The sequence below is a fragment of the Enterobacter sp. 22466 genome (assembly GCF_052044775.1).
In the GTDB taxonomy this organism is placed as follows: Bacteria; Pseudomonadota; Gammaproteobacteria; order Enterobacterales; family Enterobacteriaceae; genus Enterobacter; species Enterobacter dissolvens.
Genome location: NZ_JBQENX010000001.1, coordinates 902,965 through 922,082 on the forward strand (window position 1 = coordinate 902,965; position 19,118 = coordinate 922,082).

General features: G+C 55.5%; 22 protein-coding genes. 15 read left to right on the forward strand and 7 right to left on the reverse strand.

The window, feature by feature from the left end; translation table 11 throughout:
* Positions 1 to 86: 86 nt before the first annotated feature.
* From dinI to mdtH, 4 genes are all read right to left on the reverse strand, one after another.
* Positions 87 to 332, reverse strand: a complete 246-nt coding sequence (dinI, locus tag ACTJJI_RS04280) for a DNA damage-inducible protein I (protein WP_014831426.1) — start codon at positions 330 to 332, stop codon at positions 87 to 89.
* Between the two features lie 75 nt (positions 333 to 407).
* A complete protein-coding gene (pyrC, locus tag ACTJJI_RS04285) occupies positions 408 to 1,454 on the reverse strand; it encodes a dihydroorotase (protein ID WP_046888588.1) in 1,047 nt (348 codons plus the stop codon).
* A 127-nt stretch (positions 1,455 to 1,581) separates the two neighbouring features.
* Positions 1,582 to 2,142 (reverse strand): lipoprotein, encoded by a 561-nt coding sequence (locus ACTJJI_RS04290; protein WP_014831428.1) that lies wholly within the window; start codon positions 2,140 to 2,142, stop codon positions 1,582 to 1,584.
* Positions 2,143 to 2,262: 120 nt separating this feature from the next.
* The gene (gene mdtH, locus ACTJJI_RS04295) at positions 2,263 to 3,471 is read right to left on the reverse strand and encodes a multidrug efflux MFS transporter MdtH (protein WP_014831429.1); all 1,209 of its coding nucleotides are present in this window, start codon (positions 3,469 to 3,471) and stop codon (positions 2,263 to 2,265) included.
* A gap of 236 nt (positions 3,472 to 3,707) precedes the next feature.
* Between mdtH and rimJ the strand changes: the two genes are divergently transcribed.
* From rimJ to murJ, 4 genes are all read left to right on the forward strand, one after another.
* Positions 3,708 to 4,292, forward strand: coding sequence for a ribosomal protein S5-alanine N-acetyltransferase (gene rimJ, locus ACTJJI_RS04300; RefSeq protein WP_013097146.1), 585 nt, complete (start codon positions 3,708 to 3,710; stop codon positions 4,290 to 4,292).
* Between the two features lie 9 nt (positions 4,293 to 4,301).
* Positions 4,302 to 4,952, forward strand: coding sequence for a YceH family protein (locus tag ACTJJI_RS04305; protein ID WP_014831430.1), 651 nt, complete (start codon positions 4,302 to 4,304; stop codon positions 4,950 to 4,952).
* Positions 4,953 to 4,954: 2 nt separating this feature from the next.
* The gene (locus ACTJJI_RS04310; protein WP_046888607.1) at positions 4,955 to 5,878 is read left to right on the forward strand and encodes a Gfo/Idh/MocA family protein; all 924 of its coding nucleotides are present in this window, start codon (positions 4,955 to 4,957) and stop codon (positions 5,876 to 5,878) included.
* A gap of 129 nt (positions 5,879 to 6,007) precedes the next feature.
* Positions 6,008 to 7,543, forward strand: coding sequence for a murein biosynthesis integral membrane protein MurJ (gene murJ, locus ACTJJI_RS04315; protein WP_203462114.1), 1,536 nt, complete (start codon positions 6,008 to 6,010; stop codon positions 7,541 to 7,543).
* A gap of 59 nt (positions 7,544 to 7,602) precedes the next feature.
* On the opposite strand, the gene flgN is transcribed toward murJ, so the two are convergent.
* The 3 genes from flgN to flgA all read right to left on the reverse strand — a co-directional run bounded on the left by flgN (position 7,603) and on the right by flgA (position 9,079).
* Entirely contained in the window at positions 7,603 to 8,028 is a 426-nt protein-coding gene (gene flgN / locus ACTJJI_RS04320; protein ID WP_014831433.1) for a flagella biosynthesis chaperone FlgN, read from the reverse strand.
* Between the two features lie 4 nt (positions 8,029 to 8,032).
* Complete coding sequence (gene flgM, locus ACTJJI_RS04325) at positions 8,033 to 8,326, reverse strand: flagellar biosynthesis anti-sigma factor FlgM (protein ID WP_014831434.1); 294 nt, start codon at positions 8,324 to 8,326, stop codon at positions 8,033 to 8,035.
* A 93-nt stretch (positions 8,327 to 8,419) separates the two neighbouring features.
* On the reverse strand, positions 8,420 to 9,079 hold the full coding sequence (gene flgA, locus ACTJJI_RS04330) for a flagellar basal body P-ring formation chaperone FlgA (RefSeq protein ID WP_050861068.1): 660 nt from the start codon (positions 9,077 to 9,079) through the stop codon (positions 8,420 to 8,422).
* Positions 9,080 to 9,236: 157 nt separating this feature from the next.
* Here flgA and flgB point away from each other — a divergent pair, with 157 nt between their 5' ends.
* The 11 genes from flgB (at position 9,237) to flgL (ending at position 19,088) form a co-directional block, all read left to right on the forward strand.
* On the forward strand, positions 9,237 to 9,656 hold the full coding sequence (gene flgB / locus ACTJJI_RS04335; protein WP_013097139.1) for a flagellar basal body rod protein FlgB: 420 nt from the start codon (positions 9,237 to 9,239) through the stop codon (positions 9,654 to 9,656).
* On the forward strand, positions 9,657 to 10,061 hold the full coding sequence (flgC, locus tag ACTJJI_RS04340; protein WP_013097138.1) for a flagellar basal body rod protein FlgC: 405 nt from the start codon (positions 9,657 to 9,659) through the stop codon (positions 10,059 to 10,061).
* Positions 10,062 to 10,072: 11 nt separating this feature from the next.
* Positions 10,073 to 10,783 carry a flagellar hook assembly protein FlgD gene (flgD, locus tag ACTJJI_RS04345; RefSeq protein ID WP_014831436.1) on the forward strand — a complete coding sequence of 237 codons (711 nt, stop codon included), beginning with the start codon at positions 10,073 to 10,075 and terminating at the stop codon, positions 10,781 to 10,783.
* A 26-nt stretch (positions 10,784 to 10,809) separates the two neighbouring features.
* Positions 10,810 to 12,018 (forward strand): flagellar hook protein FlgE, encoded by a 1,209-nt coding sequence (gene flgE, locus ACTJJI_RS04350; RefSeq protein WP_013097136.1) that lies wholly within the window; start codon positions 10,810 to 10,812, stop codon positions 12,016 to 12,018.
* A 20-nt stretch (positions 12,019 to 12,038) separates the two neighbouring features.
* Positions 12,039 to 12,794, forward strand: coding sequence for a flagellar basal body rod protein FlgF (locus ACTJJI_RS04355; protein ID WP_013097135.1), 756 nt, complete (start codon positions 12,039 to 12,041; stop codon positions 12,792 to 12,794).
* An 11-nt stretch (positions 12,795 to 12,805) separates the two neighbouring features.
* Positions 12,806 to 13,588 (forward strand): flagellar basal-body rod protein FlgG, encoded by a 783-nt coding sequence (flgG, locus tag ACTJJI_RS04360; RefSeq protein ID WP_008500810.1) that lies wholly within the window; start codon positions 12,806 to 12,808, stop codon positions 13,586 to 13,588.
* A 57-nt stretch (positions 13,589 to 13,645) separates the two neighbouring features.
* Positions 13,646 to 14,344, forward strand: a complete 699-nt coding sequence (gene flgH, locus ACTJJI_RS04365; protein WP_003857987.1) for a flagellar basal body L-ring protein FlgH — start codon at positions 13,646 to 13,648, stop codon at positions 14,342 to 14,344.
* A 12-nt stretch (positions 14,345 to 14,356) separates the two neighbouring features.
* The gene (locus ACTJJI_RS04370) at positions 14,357 to 15,454 is read left to right on the forward strand and encodes a flagellar basal body P-ring protein FlgI (RefSeq protein WP_014169561.1); all 1,098 of its coding nucleotides are present in this window, start codon (positions 14,357 to 14,359) and stop codon (positions 15,452 to 15,454) included.
* Positions 15,454 to 16,407, forward strand: a complete 954-nt coding sequence (flgJ, locus tag ACTJJI_RS04375) for a flagellar assembly peptidoglycan hydrolase FlgJ (protein WP_050861070.1) — start codon at positions 15,454 to 15,456, stop codon at positions 16,405 to 16,407. The genes ACTJJI_RS04370 and flgJ overlap by 1 nt, the downstream gene beginning before the upstream one ends.
* 75 nt (positions 16,408 to 16,482) lie before the next feature.
* The gene (gene flgK / locus ACTJJI_RS04380; RefSeq protein ID WP_014831438.1) at positions 16,483 to 18,120 is read left to right on the forward strand and encodes a flagellar hook-associated protein FlgK; all 1,638 of its coding nucleotides are present in this window, start codon (positions 16,483 to 16,485) and stop codon (positions 18,118 to 18,120) included.
* A gap of 14 nt (positions 18,121 to 18,134) precedes the next feature.
* Complete coding sequence (flgL, locus tag ACTJJI_RS04385) at positions 18,135 to 19,088, forward strand: flagellar hook-associated protein FlgL (protein ID WP_440653163.1); 954 nt, start codon at positions 18,135 to 18,137, stop codon at positions 19,086 to 19,088.
* Positions 19,089 to 19,118 lie beyond the last annotated feature (30 nt).

Sequence of the window (19,118 nt, forward strand, 5' to 3'; positions counted from 1 at the left end):
TGATGCCGAATTAATTTGAACTAACAGGATTTCAGGCGAAAAAAAGCCGGGGCGACCCGGCAAAAAAGAACAATGAGGGAGCAAGATTAATCTGTGATGAACCAGTCATCGGCACTTTCCCACGTTTCCTGCAGGATTTCGCTGATTCGGTCTTTATCTTCTTTCGCGCCACCGATGACGGAGAGGTTGTTTGCCGCCGCGTAACGAACCGTTACGGCGCCTGCATTTTCAGGGAAAGTGTTGTTAATACGGCGGGATAATTCACCGGCCAGCGCATCAAGTGCGCCAGCAGGCAGAACGGTTGTTTTGGCTATGGTGACTTCAATACGCATAAATGCCCCCTGTGTAATATACTGTTTATTTATACAGGTATATTATCGTTTTGACAACAAGGGGCATTGTTTTTTTTAGCGTTTTACCGTCCAGTTGACGGTTTCACCCGCCAGGAATGGGATCAGCGTGTCATCCGTCAGTGGAATGGCCTCGTCCACCTGGCTCTCTTTGCGTTCCAGCTCAATAAAGGTGTCGTTGACCGGCAGCCCGTAGAAGCGTGGTCCGTTGAGCGAGCAGAAGGCCTCGAAGTGCTGCAGGGCATTCATCTCTTCAAACACGGTCGCGTAGCTGGCGAGCGCCGTCGGGGCATTGAAACAGCCTGCGCAACCGCAGCTGGCCTCTTTGCGATGGCGTGCATGAGGGGCGGAATCCGTGCCGAGGAAGGCGCGGGAGAAGCCGCTGGCTACGAGTTCACGCAGCGCCTGCTGATGAACGTTACGCTTCAGAATCGGCAGACAATAGAGGTGCGGACGAACGCCGCCAACCAGCATGTGGTTGCGGTTAAACATCAGGTGCTGTGGTGTAATGGTGGCGGCAATCAGCTCATTGCCATCGCGGACATATTCCGCTGCATCTTTAGTGGTGATGTGTTCAAACACCACTTTGAGCGCAGGAAGGCGCTGGCGCAGCGGCTCCATCACGGTTTCGATAAAGCGGGCTTCACGGTCGAAGATATCAATCTCGGCGTGGGTCACTTCACCGTGTACCAGCAGCGGCATGCCCAGTTTCTGCATGCGCTCCAGAACCGGCATGATGGCGTCAATGCTGGTGACACCGTGGCTGGAGTTGGTGGTGGCGTTAGCCGGGTAGAGTTTCGCCGCGGTGAACACGCCTTCGTTAAAGCCGCGTTCCACTTCATTCGGATCGAGGGAGTCGGTCAGATAGCAGGTCATCAGCGGGGTGAAATCATGTCCCGCCGGCACGGCATCAAGAATTCGCTGGCGATAAGCCATAGCGGCATCAACGGTGGTGACTGGTGGCACCAGGTTAGGCATGACAATCGCGCGGCCATAAATTTCGCTGGTATACGGCACGACGGTTTTCAGCATATCGCCATCACGCAGATGGATATGCCAGTCGTCAGGGCGGCGGATTTTAAGAACCTGGGGTTGTGCAGTCATGGAAGCTCCGGCTTGTCAGGAATCAGTCATAAGGATGGCTGTTTTTGCCGGACACAAATCATAAGCGGAAACGTTTTCGTTTGCACACTTTTCCGTAAAAAAAAGGGCGCTTTTGCGCCCCTTCAGGTTAATCGGTGAAAGGAATGACGATCTCTCCCGGTTTCACCTCTATTCCTTTGGCATATTTTTTCGCGAGCGCCTCACCCTTGCTCTTGTCTTCACTTAAGACATACGCAGGCTGCTGGTTAAAGTAGTTGCGCAGCGACTGGTTCAGATAGGGCATCAGAGTCTGCATCACCGGTTTCATCTTATCCGGGGAAACCTCCGCATCGACCACTTCCATCTCCTGCAGGAAGATGGCCCCTTTCTCTTTGTTAAAGACCGGCAGCGCCTTGAGCTTCAGCTTAATGTTGGCTTTCTGGTTACCGAAGAGGGAGGTCATATCGAGATTGGCATCCCCGGCGAGGGTGACTTTATTCGGCTCTTCGCGTCCAATCTGACTGGTCAGGTTGCTGAGGACGATATGCGCATCGGCAAGCCCCGGTACACCAATGTCTTTTGAAAAGTTGTTATGTTTTTCCAGCGCCTGATTAATTTCCTGCTCACTGACGGTGTATTGCGTAAGCTGGTTACAACCTACCAGCAGGCCGCTGACAATGAATGCGGCGGCAATGACAATTTTTTTCATAGTGTTCCTCAACGAAAAATCGGCGCTACTGTCCTGTTACGCCAGTATGTCAGGGTGAAATAGCAGAAACCAGCAGAAAAAACTGATAATGACGGCGGGGGGGCCCCGCCGGAGAGAGGGTTATGCGCCTGGTTCGAGCATGCCGCTCGCGCTGCGCTTCTGGCTGAATTGCCACCACAGCGCAAGGAGCGTCATAAAACCGACCACGCCGAGCATCATCCATGGCAGTTCCGGTTGACTCAACGCTTTACCTGCATCAAACAGCCAGCCGCCGCCGGCGTAGCCTAAGGCACCGCCAAAGGCCAGCCCCAGGCGACTGAACCCCATATAACTGCCGCGAGCACGTGCGTCGGCAAGCGAAGCGCTCAGCGTTTCACGTGCCGGTTCGGCAATGATCGAGCCGATATAGAATGTGCAAATCAGCGTAAATAGCTGCTGGAGTGAGTTCACCAGCCCGATGGGCATCATGCTGAGTGTCATCAATAACAGGCCGGCCATCAGGCGATGCTCCAGGCGAAAACGTCGTTCGCTCCAGCGGGCAATCGGGTACAGCAGGGTCAGGGAAAGACAGGCTTCAATGGCGTACATCCATTTTACCGCGCCAGGCGTGCCCGCGATGTCGTTCACCATGATCGGGAGCATTAGCATCACCTGAACGGCCAGCATGTAGTAACCCGTCAGGGTCAGCACGTAAGTAACGAAGCGTTTGTCACGCAGGACGCGGCCAAGCCCTTCACGCACCGGGGCTTTGACCGTCGACAGTTTCCAGGCCGGCAGGAACAGGGCATTAAAGAGGGCGCACAGAATAAATAACACCGCGCCCGCTGCGCAGACCAGACGGAAGTCGTACTGCAGCAGCCAGCTTCCCAGCAGTGCGCCGATCACCGCTCCGGCACTGTCCTGCATCATCAGAATCGAGAAGAAGCGTCCCCGGTGCTGCGGGCGAATGAGCTTAACCACCAGCGCGGTGCGCGGTGGATCAAACAGGGTGCCGCCGATACCGGAGAGGAAGCAGGAGAACCACAGCAGCCAGGGCTCCTGAGCAATCGCCATGGTGGCGAAGCCTGCCGCACGCAGCAGCATACCGGTTACGATCATCGGTTTGGCACCAAAGCGGTCGGCGATGGCGCCACCAAACACGCCCAGACCCTGCTGGACAAACTGGCGTAACCCCAGCGCGATACCGACCATCAGTGCGGCCCAGCCCATTTGATCGACAAAGCGGATCGAAATAAGCGGAAACACCACAAAAAAGCCGAGCACGACCAGCATGTTATCGACGAGCAGGAAATATTTACCCAGGCTCCTGGCCTGTGATACGCGGGACATTTTCCCTCCAGGGAAAACAGGATGGTGAGCACGCTAACATTCTGCGGTGTCGTCACGTTTTTTCCCACCCCTGCACGTGACAATATTTTTTTATCAAAAGAGCGCTTTGATAGAGAGTTCTCATCGAAAAATGTGAAAAGAGGTCAAAATGGTATGTCACTGTTTTCACAGACGGCACAGGCGCAGGTATAGTAAAGCTAATGGGTAAGCAGAAGTGACGGGAAGGAGTGGTATCGATGTTTGGCTATCGCAGTAATGTGCCAAAAGTGCGTCTGACAACGGACAGGCTGGTCGTTCGTCTGGTGCATGAGCGTGATGCCTGGCGTCTGGCGGATTATTACGCCGAGAATCGCCAGTTTTTAAAACCCTGGGAACCCGTTCGGGATGAGAGCCATTGCTACCCTTCCGGCTGGCAGGCGCGCCTCAGCATGATTGCCGAATTCCACAAGCAGGGTAGTGCGTTCTATTTCGCGCTGCTGGATCCGGAGGAAAAAGAGATCATCGGCATTGCCAACTTTTCCAACGTGGTGCGCGGATCGTTTCACGCCTGTTACCTCGGCTACTCCATCGGCCAGAAATGGCAAGGACAAGGGCTGATGTATGAGGCGTTAACGGTAGCGATCCGTTATATGCAGCGCACCCAACATATCCATCGCATTATGGCGAACTACATGCCGCATAATCAGCGCAGCGGTAATTTGCTGGCGCGATTAGGGTTTGAGAAAGAAGGTTACGCTAAAGATTATCTGCTGATCGACGGAGAATGGCGTGACCACGTTCTGACGGCATTAACCACCCGGGACTGGACTGCAGGCCGCTAAGGAGAAGAGATGAAATATCAGTTAAGCGCGACAGAAGCGCGTGTTATTGGCTGCTTGCTGGAAAAACAGGTCACCACGCCGGAGCAATATCCGCTCTCCGTCAATGCCGTGACAATGGCGTGTAACCAGAAAACCAACCGTGAGCCAGTGATGAATCTCGGCGAGCACGAGGTGCAGGACATTCTTGACGAGCTGGTTAAACGCCATTACCTGCGTACCGTCAGCGGTTTCGGTAACCGCGTGACCAAGTATGAGCAGCGATTTTGTAATTCCGAGTTCGGCGATCTGAAGCTGAGTGCCGCCGAGGTGGCGGTGATCACCACGCTGTTACTGCGCGGGGCGCAAACGCCGGGTGAACTGCGTACCCGGGCTTCCCGCATGCATGAGTTCGCCGATGTGCAGGAGGTTGAGCAGACCCTGGATGGGCTTGCCACTCGTGACGACGGCCCTTACGTGGTGCGTCTGGCGCGTGAGCCGGGTAAACGCGAAAGCCGTTATATGCATCTCTTCAGTGGTGAAATTGATATTTCAGTTAAGTCCGTTGCAGCCGATATCACTGCTGGAGAGGACGATTTGGTTGCCCGCGTAGAGGCGCTGGAAGACGAGGTCGCCGGGCTGAAACAGCGTCTGGACGCATTGCTGGCACATTTGGGAGATTGATGGTGAAAAAATTACGCGTTGGCGTGGTGGGGCTGGGGGGAATTGCACAAAAAGCCTGGCTGCCTGTTCTGGGGGCGGCGACGGACTGGACGCTGCAAGGCGCGTGGTCGCCCACCCGTGAAAAGGCCGAGCGGATCTGCGAAACCTGGCGCATGCCGTATGCGGCATCGCTTCAGGATCTGGCTCGCGAATGCGATGCGGTGTTTGTACATACCTCTACAGCAACACATTATCAGGTGGTCAGCGAGTTGTTGAATGCCGGTGTGCACGTCTGTGTCGATAAACCGCTGGCAGAAAACGTTCAGGATGCCGAACGGCTGATCGAGCTGGCGGCGCGCAAAAAACTGACGCTGATGGTGGGTTTTAACCGCCGTTTTGCGCCGCTTTACCAGCAGTTGAAGGCACAGTCTGGTGCGCTCGCGTCCCTGCGAATGGACAAACACCGCACCGACAGCATCGGTCCGAACGATCTGCGCTTTACCCTTCTGGATGATTACCTGCACGTGGTGGACACCGCGCTCTGGCTGACGGGCGGGCAAGCCCAGCTTAAAAGCGGCACCCTGTTGACCAACGAACAGGGCCAGATGGTTTACGCTGAGCATCATTTTGCCATTGAGCATTTGCAGATCACCACCAGCATGCATCGTCGGGCCGGCAGTCAGCGGGAGTCTGTGCAGGCGGTCACTGACGGTGCCCTGTATGACATTACCGACATGCGCGAGTGGCGTGAAGAGAAGGGCAATGGCGTAGTCACACTCCCGGCGCCTGGCTGGCAAAGCACTCTGGAGCAGCGCGGCTTTGCCGGATGCGCCCGTCACTTTATCGCCTGCGTGCAAAATCAGACGGTTCCGGAAACATCCGGTGAGCAGGCTATCATGGCACAACGCATTGTGGAGCGGCTCTGGCGCGAAGCCATGAGCGAATAACTTGCTGTAACATCTGCGGATAGTAATTCGTTGAAATCGGGTTAGACTAAGCGCCGCTTGTTGGCTTTGCCGGGTGGCGCTTTCGCTTACCCGTCCTGGAAATCCGTATGGTTCTGGAAATTCACGTTAATGAACTTATTAAAATCGCTGGCGGCAGTCAGCTCGATGACCATGTTTTCCCGCGTGCTGGGTTTTGCGCGCGATGCGATTGTAGCAAGAGTATTTGGTGCAGGGATGGCAACGGACGCCTTTTTCGTCGCGTTCAAACTGCCAAATTTATTACGTCGTATTTTTGCTGAGGGGGCATTTTCCCAGGCGTTTGTTCCTATTCTGGCGGAATATAAAAGCAAGCAGGGTGAAGAGGCGACGCGTGTATTTGTCGCGTACGTTTCCGGCCTGCTGACGCTGGCACTGGCGATCGTGACGGTACTGGGGATGCTGGCTGCTCCCTGGGTGATTATGGTGACGGCGCCTGGCTTTGCGGACTCGGCAGATAAATTTGCCCTGACCTCCCAACTGCTGCGTATTACCTTTCCTTATATCCTGCTGATTTCACTGGCCTCGCTGGTGGGGGCGATCCTCAATACCTGGAACCGCTTCTCCGTTCCGGCCTTTGCGCCAACGTTCCTTAACATCAGTATGATTGGCTTTGCGCTGTTCGCTGCACCCCATTTCAACCCGCCAGTGCTGGCGCTGGCCTGGGCGGTGACGGCGGGCGGTGTGTTACAGCTGGCGTATCAGCTGCCACACCTGAAGAAAATCGGTATGCTGGTTCTGCCGCGGATTAATTTCCGTGACGCCGGTGCGATGCGCGTAATGAAGCAGATGGGGCCTGCCATTCTCGGGGTTTCGGTCAGCCAGATCTCGCTTATCATTAACACCATCTTTGCCTCTTTCCTCGTGTCCGGCTCGGTTTCCTGGATGTACTACGCTGACCGTCTGATGGAGTTTCCGTCCGGGGTGCTGGGCGTGGCGCTGGGGACCATCCTGCTGCCGTCGCTGTCGAAAAGTTTTGCCAGCGGCAATCATGATGAGTATTGCCGCCTGATGGACTGGGGACTGCGTCTCTGTTTCCTGCTGGCGCTGCCAAGCGCAGTGGCGCTGGGTATTCTGGCCAAACCGCTGACGGTATCACTCTTCCAGTACGGGAAATTCACCGCTTTTGACGCGTCCATGACGCAGCAAGCGCTGATTGCCTACTCGGTCGGGTTGATGGGGCTGATCGTCGTTAAAGTGCTGGCGCCCGGGTTCTACTCGCGCCAGAACATCAAAACGCCGGTGAAAATTGCCATTGTGACGCTGATTATGACCCAGCTGATGAACCTGGCCTTTATTGGCCCGCTGAAGCACGCTGGCCTGGCCTTGTCTATTGGTCTTGCGGCCTGTCTCAACGCCGGGCTGTTGTACTGGCAGTTGCGTAAGCAGGATATCTTCACGCCGCAGCCGGGATGGCGGAGTTTCCTCGTGCGTCTGATCGTTGCGGTGCTGGTCATGTCTGCGGCGTTGCTTGGTATGCTGCATGTGATGCCGGAATGGTCCCAGGGCACCATGCCTTACCGTCTGATGCGGCTGATGGCCGTCGTGGGGGTCGGGGTTGTGGCTTACTTTGCGACGCTCGCGGTACTGGGCTTTAAAGTGAAAGAGTTTGCCCGCCGTACGGCATAAACGCCAAAAGGGGAGTTCACCTTAGGGTGCTCCCCACTGCATGATTTGTCGCACAGGCTTCAAATCGAAATCTTTTTCCCGCCCGTAACACGTGCCGTTGACGTTTGACCATCCGCACCGTACAGCCCGGGCTCTTTATGCGGCTTTAACACGTCAAGCGCTTGCTGATTACGCTCAATCTGGCCTTCCAGCAGCCAGCCATTGTGCTGGTTGAGATCGCGCAGATGCTGGGTTTTTTCTGTAATGGTCTGCCAGCGTTCTACAATATCGTCATTCGCACTGCGCTTAGGATCTTGCTCAGCGCGACGCTGCTGTTCCAGATAATCCAGCGTCGCCAGAAGCGAACTCTTATCTTCCGTAATACGCTGCAACGCGCTGCCGTTGATTTGACCGGAAGAGAGGTGCTGTTGCTCCGCGTCCATTACCGTTTTCAGGTCGTTCAGGACAACCGTCATGTGATCCAGTATTTCTGACAGTCGACTCATACGGTTAGTTACTCTGTAAGAAACTCTGTGCTTCCTGAATCAGGGCATCAGCAATTTTGCTGGTATCCATTTTCAGTTCACCGTTACGAATAGCCGTTTTCAGCGCTTCAACACGTTCCATATTGATATCGCTGCTGCCTGGCTGCATCAGTTTTGCCTGGGCATCGCTCAGGGTTACGCTGGTGCTGTTAGACGTTGACGGTTTTTCCAGACGCGTTTTCTGCGGCATAGCGTCATTCGTTTCGCGAGGCTGTACAGCGCCTACCGGCTTCAGGGCTGATGTACGATCAATGCTCATAGTGTTGTCCTCATCGAGGGTTCGCGGCGTTGGCGCCTGATATCATCATTAGTTGATTATTTATCGGCAGTCGCAGCGATTTCTTTAAAAAGATTATAGGTTAATCAGAATATTCCCATCAGAATCGACGGTTCCGCTAACCACTTGGCCTGAGGACATCCTGACGCGGGCATTTTGCGCCACTGCGGCATTGTTTAATGCCTTCCCTTCACTGTTTATCTGAAAACCATCGCCGTTGGCCACCACCATCACCTGCTGACCCGCTTTAACCCGCCATGCCTGACGCAGCATGGAGAGCTGTATCGGCTGGCCTGGCGCGACATCACGCAGGCTGACGGCATCCTGCGCCTGGTTAATCTCAAGCATCGTGCGTGGAGGAAGCTGATCCAGACGACCACGTTTCAGGGTCACGCTGTTAGCCTGCAACACGCTGCCGCGTGCGATGGGGACAGCGGCAACAACATAATTGCCCGTTGCCTGTACCGCCACCTGTAAATAGCGTTTTTCTCCCGGGCAGCGCGCCAGCACGTTCACGTTCCCCCACAGTTTTGTGGTGCCCGTTACGCTGAACGACGGCTGTTCGCAGGAGGGGTAAAGATTAGGCGGCGTGCGGACGGTGACGTTGACTTCATCGCTAAAGCCCGCCAGTTGCTGAGCAAAGAAAGCCGTCAGTTGACCCTCTACCCCTTCAGCCTGCACAAGGGGGCTGAAAAGCAAGATCGTAGCCGCCAGGCCGCGTTTTAACGTTTGCATCGCACATTCCACCGTTACCCGAATGGAGAGGATTCTACCTGCAGTGGTTTTGCATCAACGGAATAAATAGCGACGCATTTTGCGCTTATTCCGTCGATAGGGGTGACGGGGTGAGATTTAAGCTGTGAACTGAAATTTTGCCATCAGCGGAGGAGACATGCTCGATAAACTCGACGCCGCATTACGTTTTCAGCAGGAAGCGCTCAATTTACGCGCCCAGCGGCAGGAGATTTTAGCCGCCAATATCGCGAACGCCGATACGCCAGGGTATCAGGCGCGCGATATTGATTTTTCCAGTGAGCTTAAAAAAGTGATGGAGCGTGGACGTGCAGAAGGGAGCGGTGTCGCGCTCGCACTGACCTCCTCACGCCATATTCCTGCTCAGGCGATGACTGCGCCCACGACCGATTTACTTTATCGCATTCCCGACCAGCCTTCACTCGACGGTAACACCGTGGATATGGACCGGGAGCGTACACAGTTTGCCGATAACAGCCTGAAATATCAGATGGGCCTGACCGTACTCGGCGGACAAATCAAAGGCATGATGAACGTCCTGCAGGGGGGCAACGGATAAATGGCCTTGCTGAATATTTTTGATATCGCCGGCTCGGCGTTAACCGCACAGTCCAAACGCCTGAACGTGGCTGCCAGCAACCTGGCGAACGCCGACAGCGTGACCGGACCTGACGGACAGCCTTATCGTGCAAAGCAGGTGGTCTTCCAGGTTGATGCTGCGCCAGGCGCGGCGACGGGCGGGGTGAAAGTCTCTGACGTGGTGGAGAGCCAGGCACCGGACAAGCTGGTGTATGAGCCTGGCAACCCGCTGGCGGACGCGAACGGTTACGTGAAAATGCCAAACGTGGATGTGGTGGGTGAGATGGTGAACTCCATGTCCGCTTCACGTAGCTATCAGGCAAACGTCGAAGTGCTTAATACCGTGAAGAGCATGATGCTCAAAACCCTCACTCTCGGCCAGTAAAGGAGACATGCATGTCCATCGCCGTTAATGTGAATGATCCAACGAACTCGGGCGTCAGTGGTGCCAACAGTTCGACGGGTTCCAGCTCCCTGACAGGGAGTAATGCCTCCGATCTGCAAAGCAGCTTTCTGACGCTGCTGGTGGCACAGCTGAAGAACCAGGATCCCACCAACCCCATGCAGAACAACGAACTGACCACGCAGCTTGCGCAGATCAGTACCGTCAGCGGCATTGAGAAGCTCAATACCACCCTCGGCTCTGTTTCCGGTCAGATTGATAATAGCCAGTCCCTGCAGGCCGCGAACCTGATTGGTCACGGGGTGATGATCCCGGGCACCACGATCCTGGCGGGCACCAGCACCACCGAAGGCAACACGACGACCACGACTACACCGTTTGGCGTTGAGTTGCAGCAGGCGGCTGACAAAGTGACCGCGACGATCACCGACTCAACCGGTGCCGTGGTTCGCACTATTGACATCGGCGAACTGAAGGCGGGCGTTCATACCTTTACCTGGGATGGCAGCCTGACAGACGGTACTAAAGCGCCAAACGGTTCTTACAAAGTGGCGATCAGTGCCAGCAATGGCTCTACCCAGCTGGTGGCTCAGCCGCTGCAGTTTGCGCTGGTCCAGGGCGTCATTAAAGGTAGCGATGGCAACAAACTGGATTTGGGTACTTCTGGTACCACCACACTCGACGAAGTTCGGCAGATTATCTAAGCCTTAACACTTATCAGGAGTAAGTCATGGCCTTTTCTCAAGCGGTCAGCGGCCTGAATGCTGCGGCCACCAACCTGGACGTCATTGGCAACAACATCGCCAACTCCGCGACCTATGGTTTTAAATCCGGTTCTGCTTCATTTGCAGATATGTTTGCCGGTTCCAAAGTGGGTCTGGGCGTAAAAGTTGCAGGCATTACCCAGGACTTTACCGACGGCACCACCACCAATACCGGTCGTGGCCTGGACGTTGCCATCAGCCAGAACGGTTTCTTCCGTATGGTCGATGCTAACGGCTCGGTGTTCTACAGCCGTAACGGCCAGTTCAAGCTGGATGAAAACCGTAACCTGGTGAACATGCAGGGGATGCAGTTGACCGGTTATCCGGTTGCCGGGACGCCATCAACGGTTCAGACCGGTGCGAACCCACAGCCTATTAATATCCCGACCACGCTGATGGCCGCGAAGGCCACCACCACGGCTTCCCAGCAGATTAACCTCAACTCCACCGATACCGCACCGACCACCGCCTTTGATCCGGCCAACCCGGATACTTACAACAAAAAAGGTACGGTAACCGTCTTTGACAGCCAGGGTAATGCGCACAACATGAACCTGTTTTACGTCAAAGATGCGACCCCGGCTAACTCCTGGAAAGTGTATGCCCAGGACGGTAGCGTGGCAGGCAGCACGGCCTCTCTCGCCACGACGCTGACCTTCAACAACAACGGTACGCTGATCGGCGGTGGCAACATCAACCTGACTACCGCGACCATTCCTGGTGCCACGCCTGCGACCTTCGCCATGAGCTTTGCGAACTCCATGCAGCAGAACACCGGTGCGAACAACATCGTCGGAACCAGCCAGAATGGTTTTAAACCGGGCGACCTGGTGAGCTACCAGATCAACGACGACGGCACCGTGGTCGGTAACTACTCCAACGAACAGACCCAGGTTCTGGGCCAGATCGTGCTGGCAAACTTCGCCAACAACGAAGGTCTGAAGTCTGAAGGTGACAACGTCTGGTCTGCCACGCAGTCCTCCGGCGTCGCGCTGCTGGGTACCGCGGGTTCCGGTAACTTCGGTACGCTGACCAACGGTGCGCTGGAAGCCTCTAACGTCGACCTGAGTAAAGAGCTGGTGAACATGATTGTCGCGCAACGTAACTATCAGTCTAACGCGCAGACCATCAAGACCCAGGATCAGATCCTCAACACGCTGGTTAACCTGCGTTAAGCGGCTAACAGGAAAGCGCAATGGATCACGCAATATATACCGCGATGGGCGCGGCAAGTCAGACGCTCAATCAGCAGGCTGTTACCGCCAGCAACCTGGCGAACGCCTCTACGCCGGGGTTCCGCGCACAGCTCAATGCGCTGCGTGCGGTGCCGGTGGAGGGATTGTCCCTGCCGACGCGTACGCTGGTCACGGCATCGACCCCTGGCGCTGACATGACGCCAGGACAGATGGATTACACCGCTCGCCCGCTGGACGTTGCCCTGCAACAGGACGGCTGGCTGGCAGTGCAAACGGCAGACGGCGGCGAAGGCTATACCCGCAACGGTAATATCCAGGTCAGTGCCACAGGCCAGTTGACGATTCAGGGTCACCCGGTGATGGGTGAGGCGGGTCCGTTGACGGTGCCGGAAGGGTCTGAACTGACCATTGCCGCAGACGGTACCATCTCGGCGTTGAACCCTGGCGACCCGGCCAATACCGTTGCGCCCGTCGGACGGCTGAAGCTGGTCAAAGCGGACGGCAAAGAGGTGCAGCGTGGTGATGACGGTATGTTCCGTCTGACCCAGGCGGCTCAGGCCACCCGTGGCGCCACGCTCCAGGCCGACCCGACCATTCGCGTGATGTCCGGTGTTCTGGAAGGCAGTAACGTCAAGCCGGTCGAAGCCATGACCGACATGATCGCCAGCGCCCGTCGTTTTGAAATGCAGATGAAGATAATTAGCAGCGTTGACGAGAACGCGGGTAAAGCTAATCAACTTCTGGCTATGAGTTAACAGGACTCCCTATGATCAGTTCTTTATGGATCGCGAAAACTGGCCTGGACGCGCAGCAAACCAATATGGATGTGATTGCCAACAACCTGGCAAACGTCAGCACCAATGGTTTCAAGCGTCAGCGTGCCGTTTTCGAAGATTTGCTTTATCAAACCATCCGTCAGCCAGGTGCGCAGTCCTCTGAGCAAACCACGCTGCCATCGGGTCTGCAGATTGGTACCGGTGTTCGTCCGGTCGCCACCGAACGCCTGCACAGCCAGGGCAACCTGTCCCAGACCAACAACAGCAAAGACGTTGCCATCAAAGGCCAGGGTTTCTTCCAGGTGCAACTGCCTGACGGGACCTCTGCCTACACCCGTGACGGCTCGTTCCAGGTCGATCAGAACGGCCAGCTGGTCACGGCCGGTGGTTTCCAGGTTCAGCCTGCGATCACGATCCCGGCGAATGCCCTGAGCATCACCATCGGGCGTGACGGCGTGGTGAGCGTCACCCAGCAGGGACAGGCCGCGCCTGTTCAGGTGGGGCAGCTCAACCTGACCACCTTCATGAACGATACCGGTCTGGAAAGCATTGGCGAGAACCTCTACACCGAAACGCAATCCTCCGGTACGCCGAATGAGAGCACCCCGGGCCTGAACGGGGCAGGGCTGCTGTATCAGGGTTATGTGGAAACCTCGAACGTGAACGTGGCGGAAGAGCTGGTGAATATGATCCAGGTCCAGCGCGCGTATGAAATTAACAGTAAAGCAGTGTCGACGACCGACCAGATGCTGCAGAAACTGACGCAACTCTAAGGTGCAGCCCGGTGCGGTGAATGCCGCACCGGCTCCCTGTTTTCGAAGATGAAGGCAATGCAAAAAAACGCGGCGTTTCGTTATCCGATTCTGACTGTTCTGGCCGTCACCCTTAGCGGATGTGCCTGGATCCCGTCTAAACCATTGGTCCAGGGTGCGACGACCGCCCAACCCGTTCCTGGCCCTGCGCCAGTGGTGAACGGCTCCATTTTCCAGACCGCGCAGCCGATCAACTATGGTTATCAGCCGCTGTTTGAAGACCGTCGCCCGCGTAACGTCGGCGATACATTGACCATTGTGCTGCAGGAAAACGTCAGTGCGAGCAAGAGCTCGTCAGCGAATGCCAGCCGCGATGGCAAAACCAATTTTGGCTTCGATACCGTACCGCGCTATCTGCAGGGACTCTTCGGCAATGCGCGTGCAGATGTTGAGGCGTCTGGCGGCAATACCTTTAACGGTAAAGGTGGCGCGAACGCCAGTAATACCTTCAGCGGCACGCTGACGGTAACGGTTGACCAGGTGCTGGTTAACGGCAATTTACATGTGGTGGGTGAAAAACAGATCGCCATTAACCAGGGCACTGAATTCATTCGCTTCTCCGGTGTGGTTAACCCTCGCACCATCAGCGGCACCAACACCGTTCCGTCCACCCAGGTGGCGGATGCGCGCATTGAGTACGTCGGTAACGGCTACATTAATGAAGCGCAAAATATGGGTTGGCTGCAGCGCTTCTTCCTTAATTTATCGCCGATGTAAGCGAGGTGACCCATGTTTAAATCGATCTTCGCCGTGGCGCTGGCTCTGGTGGCAACGTTTGCCCAGGCTGACCGCATTCGCGATCTCACCAGCGTTCAGGGCGTACGTGAAAACTCCCTCATTGGCTATGGTCTGGTGGTTGGTCTGGATGGAACGGGTGACCAGACTACTCAGACGCCATTTACGACCCAGAGTTTAAACAACATGCTTTCCCAGCTTGGTATTACCGTACCGGCAGGCACCAACATGCAGTTGAAAAACGTGGCCGCGGTGATGGTAACCGCCTCCTACCCGGCGTTTGCGCGTCAGGGACAGACCATCGATGTGGTGGTTTCCTCTATGGGTAACGCCAAAAGCCTGCGCGGCGGTACGCTGCTGATGACTCCGCTGAAAGGGGTGGATAGCCAGGTTTATGCCCTTGCGCAGGGTAACATTCTGGTGGGCGGTGCGGGCGCCTCAGCGGGTGGCAGCAGTGTGCAGGTCAACCAGCTGAACGGCGGGCGTATTACTAACGGTGCGATCATCGAACGTGAGCTGCCGACCCAGTTTGGCGCGGGTAATACCATCAATCTGCAGCTGAATAATGAAGACTTCACCATGGCGCAGCAAATCGCCGACACCATCAACCGCAGCCGTGGTTATGGCAGTGCGACAGCGCTGGATGCCCGTACCGTGCAGATCCGCACCTCAACGGGCAGCAGCAACCAGGTGCGCATGCTGGCCGATATCCAGAATATGGAAGTGAACGTCCCTGTCCAAGATGCCAAAGTGATCATTAACTCCCGTACCGGTTCAGTGGTGATGAACCGTGAAGTGTCGCTGGACAGCTGCGCCGTGGCGCAGGGTAACCTCTCGGTAACGGTCAACCGCTCCGCCAACGTCAGCCAGCCGGATACCCCGTTTGGTGGTGGGCAGACGGTGGTAACGCCGCAAACCCAGATCGATTTGCGTCAGAGCGGGGGTTCGCTGCAGAGCGTACGCTCCAGTGCCAACCTCAACAGCGTGGTGCGTGCCCTGAATGCCCTGGGGGCAACGCCGATGGATCTGATGTCTATTCTGCAATCCATGCAAAGTGCGGGCTGTCTGCGCGCCAAACTGGAAATCATCTGATGCTGACCGATAGCAAACTGTTGACCAGCGCGGCCTGGGATGCCCAGTCGCTTAACGAACTGAAAACCCAGGCAGGCAAAGACCCGGCGGCAAATATCCGCCCGGTTGCCCGCCAGGTGGAAGGGATGTTTGTACAGATGATGCTGAAGAGCATGCGAGAAACCCTGCCAAAAGACGGCATGTTCAGCAGTGATTCAACGCGCCTGTATACCAGCATGTATGACCAACAGATTGCGCAGCAGATGACCGCCGGTAAAGGCCTCGGTCTGGCTGACATGATCGTCAAACAGACCGAAGCCGCGCAGGGTATCCCGCCGAAAGATGAGCCGCAGCAGGTGCCGATGAAGTTCGACCTGCAAACGGTGACCAGCTATCAGAACCAGGCGCTGACGCAAATGGTGCGTAAAGCGATACCGAAGGCGACGGTAAGCAGCGATGAGCCGCTCTCCGGTGACAGCAAAGACTTCCTGGCACAGCTTTCGTTGCCGGCCCGTCTTGCCAGTGAACAGAGTGGGGTGCCACATCACCTGATCCTGGCGCAGGCCGCGCTGGAATCGGGCTGGGGTCAGCGCCAGATCCGTAAGGAAAACGGCGAGCCGAGCTTTAACATCTTTGGCGTGAAGGCGAACGCCAGCTGGAAGGGGCCGACAACGGAGATCACCACCACCGAATATGAGAACGGTGCGGCGGTGAAGGTCAAAGCTAAATTCCGCGTCTACAGCTCTTATCTGGAAGCGTTGTCCGATTACGTGGGCCTGCTGAGTCGCAATCCGCGTTATACCGCCGTTACGCAGGCGACAACGCCAGAGCAGGGCGCGCAGGCGCTGCAGAACGCGGGCTATGCTACCGACCCGAACTATGCGCGTAAGCTCACCAGCATGATTCAGCAGCTGAAATCGATGGGCGAGAAAGTCAGCAAAGCCTATAGCACAGATATCGAAAATCTGTTCTGAAACTTCTCAAGTCCCGGTGGAGGCTGCCGATAACTTTCATCAGGACTCGTGTCTGAACGAATAAAAGGAACCTCCATGTCCAGTTTGATTAACAGCGCCATGAGTGGCCTCAGTGCTGCACAGGCGGCACTCAATACCGTCAGTAATAATATTTCAAGCTATAACGTGGCAGGTTACACCCGCCAGACGACCGTGCTGGGTGCGTCTAACAGCACCCTGACCGGCGGTGGCTGGGTGGGTAACGGGGTGTATGTCTCCGGGGTACAGCGTGAGTATGATGCTTTCATCACCAACCAGCTGCGCGCCGCGCAAACGCAGAGTAGCGGTCTGACGACGCGCTACCAGCAGATGTCGAAAATTGACGATGTGCTCTCTGATTCTACTAACTCACTTTCGACGACGCTTCAGGATTTCTTTAAAAGCCTGCAAACGCTGGTGAGCAACGCGGAAGACCCGGCCGCAAGACAGACGGTGCTGGGAAAAGCGGATGGTCTGGTCAATCAGTTTAAAACGAACGACCAGTATCTTCGCGATCAGGATTCTCAGGTCAATACCGCCATTGCGTCAAGCGTTGAGCAGATCAACAACTACGCAAAACAGATTGCGAATCTGAACGATCAGATTTCCCGTCTTACCGGCGTAGGGGCAGGTTCATCGCCAAATGACCTGCTGGATCAGCGCGATCAGCTGGTGAGTGAGCTGAACCAAATTGTGGGTGTTGAAGTGGCTGTTCAGGACGGTGGCACCTATAACGTCTCGTTTGGCAACGGTTACACCCTGGTGCAGGGGAGTAAAGCGAACCAGTTAGCCGCGGTGAAATCCAGCGCCGATCCGACCCGGACGACTATCGCCTTCAGCGATGAGGTGTCCGGCAATATCGAAATCCCTGAGAAAATGATCACCACCGGTTCTCTGGGTGGCTTATTAACATTCCGCTCCGAAGACCTGGATAAAGCACGTAACAACCTGAACCAGCTGGCACTGGCCTTTGCGGACGCGATGAATAAGCAGCATGAAGCCGGGTTTGATGCTAATGGCGATGCCGGTGGCAAGCTGTTCGACTTTGGTTCGCCAGCCGTGGTAACCAACAGCCGCAATACCGGTACGGCTGCAATGACGGCCACTGTGGCAGACAGCACCAAAGTGCAGGCCACCGATTATAAGCTGCAGTTTAACGGCACCGACTGGACTATCACCCGTTCGGATAAAACCAGCTTCACCATGGCCCCGGACGCAAGTGGCAATCTCTCCTTTGATGGCCTGAGCGTCAACGTGACCGGTAGCGCGAACGCCAAAGACAGCTTCATCGTCAAGCCTGTTTCTGATGTCATCGTCAATATGGAACTCAAGTTCAAAGATGAGTCCAAACTGGCTATGGCATCCGCAAGCAACGGCGGCGAGAGCGACAACCGAAATGGCCAAAAACTGCTCGATCTGCAAAACAGTAAGGTAGTCGGCGGGAATAAGACTTTCAACGATGCTTATGCTTCTCTGGTCAGTACGGTCGGCAGCTCAACAGCAGCATTGAAAACCAGCAGCGAAACGAAAGCGAATGTGGCGACGCAATTGACCAAGCAACAGCAGTCCATCTCTGGGGTCAATCTTGACGAAGAGTATGGCAACCTGCAGCGCTATCAGCAGTATTACCTTGCCAATGCGCAGGTGTTACAAACTGCCAGCACGCTCTTTGATGCAATTATCAATATTCGCTAAGGCTGAGGTGAAAAATGCGTATTAGCACCCAGATGATGTACGACCAGAACATGCGGGGAATCACCGATTCCCAGAGCAAGTGGCTGAGCTACGGTGAACAAATGTCCACCGGTAAGCGTGTTAACCGTCCGTCAGACGATCCAATTGCGGCGTCGCAGGCGGTTGTGCTGTCACAGTCGCAATCTCAGAATAGCCAGTTTGCCCTGGCGAGAAGGTTCGCCACGCAAAAAGTCTCTCTGGAAGATAACGTGCTGAGCCAGGTTAACGCGGCGATCACCAGTGCGAAAGAGAAACTCGTCAACGCAGGAAATGGCACGTTAAGTGATGACGATCGCCTGTCACTGGCGAGTGACTTGCAGGGTATTCGCGATCAGCTGATGAACCTGGCAAACTCAGCGGATGGTAATGGCCGGTATATTTTTGCTGGCTATAAGACCGAAGCGCCACCGTTTGATTCCGTGACCGGTGATTACAACGGGGGCACGCAGGCCATTTCTCAGCAGGTTGATACCGCCCGTAACATGGTGATTAGCCACACCGGTCAGCAGATCTTTGAAAGTATTACCAGTAACGCTAAAGAACTGCCTGGCGGCGGTTATGGCGAGACGAATATGTTCAAGATCCTCGACACGGCGATTTCCGCGCTTAAGGTTCCTGTTGATAACGACTCTGCGGCAGCAGAAGTGCAGAATAAAGCGATTTCTGACGCACAGATCGGCATCACCAATACCCAGAACAATGTCCTTACCGTCGTCGCGGATGTGGGTACCAAGATGAACGAACTGGAAAAACTCGATAACCTGGGTGATGACCGCGCCCTGGGGCAGACTCAGCAGATGAGCGATCTGGTCGATGTTGACTGGAACAGTGCGATTTCTTCTTACATTATGCAGCAGGCAGCCTTGCAGGCCTCTTATAAGGCGTTTAGCGACATGCAGGGCATGTCTCTGTTCCAGTTGAATAAATAACATCTTCACCTCTTGGAACATGTCTTGAAA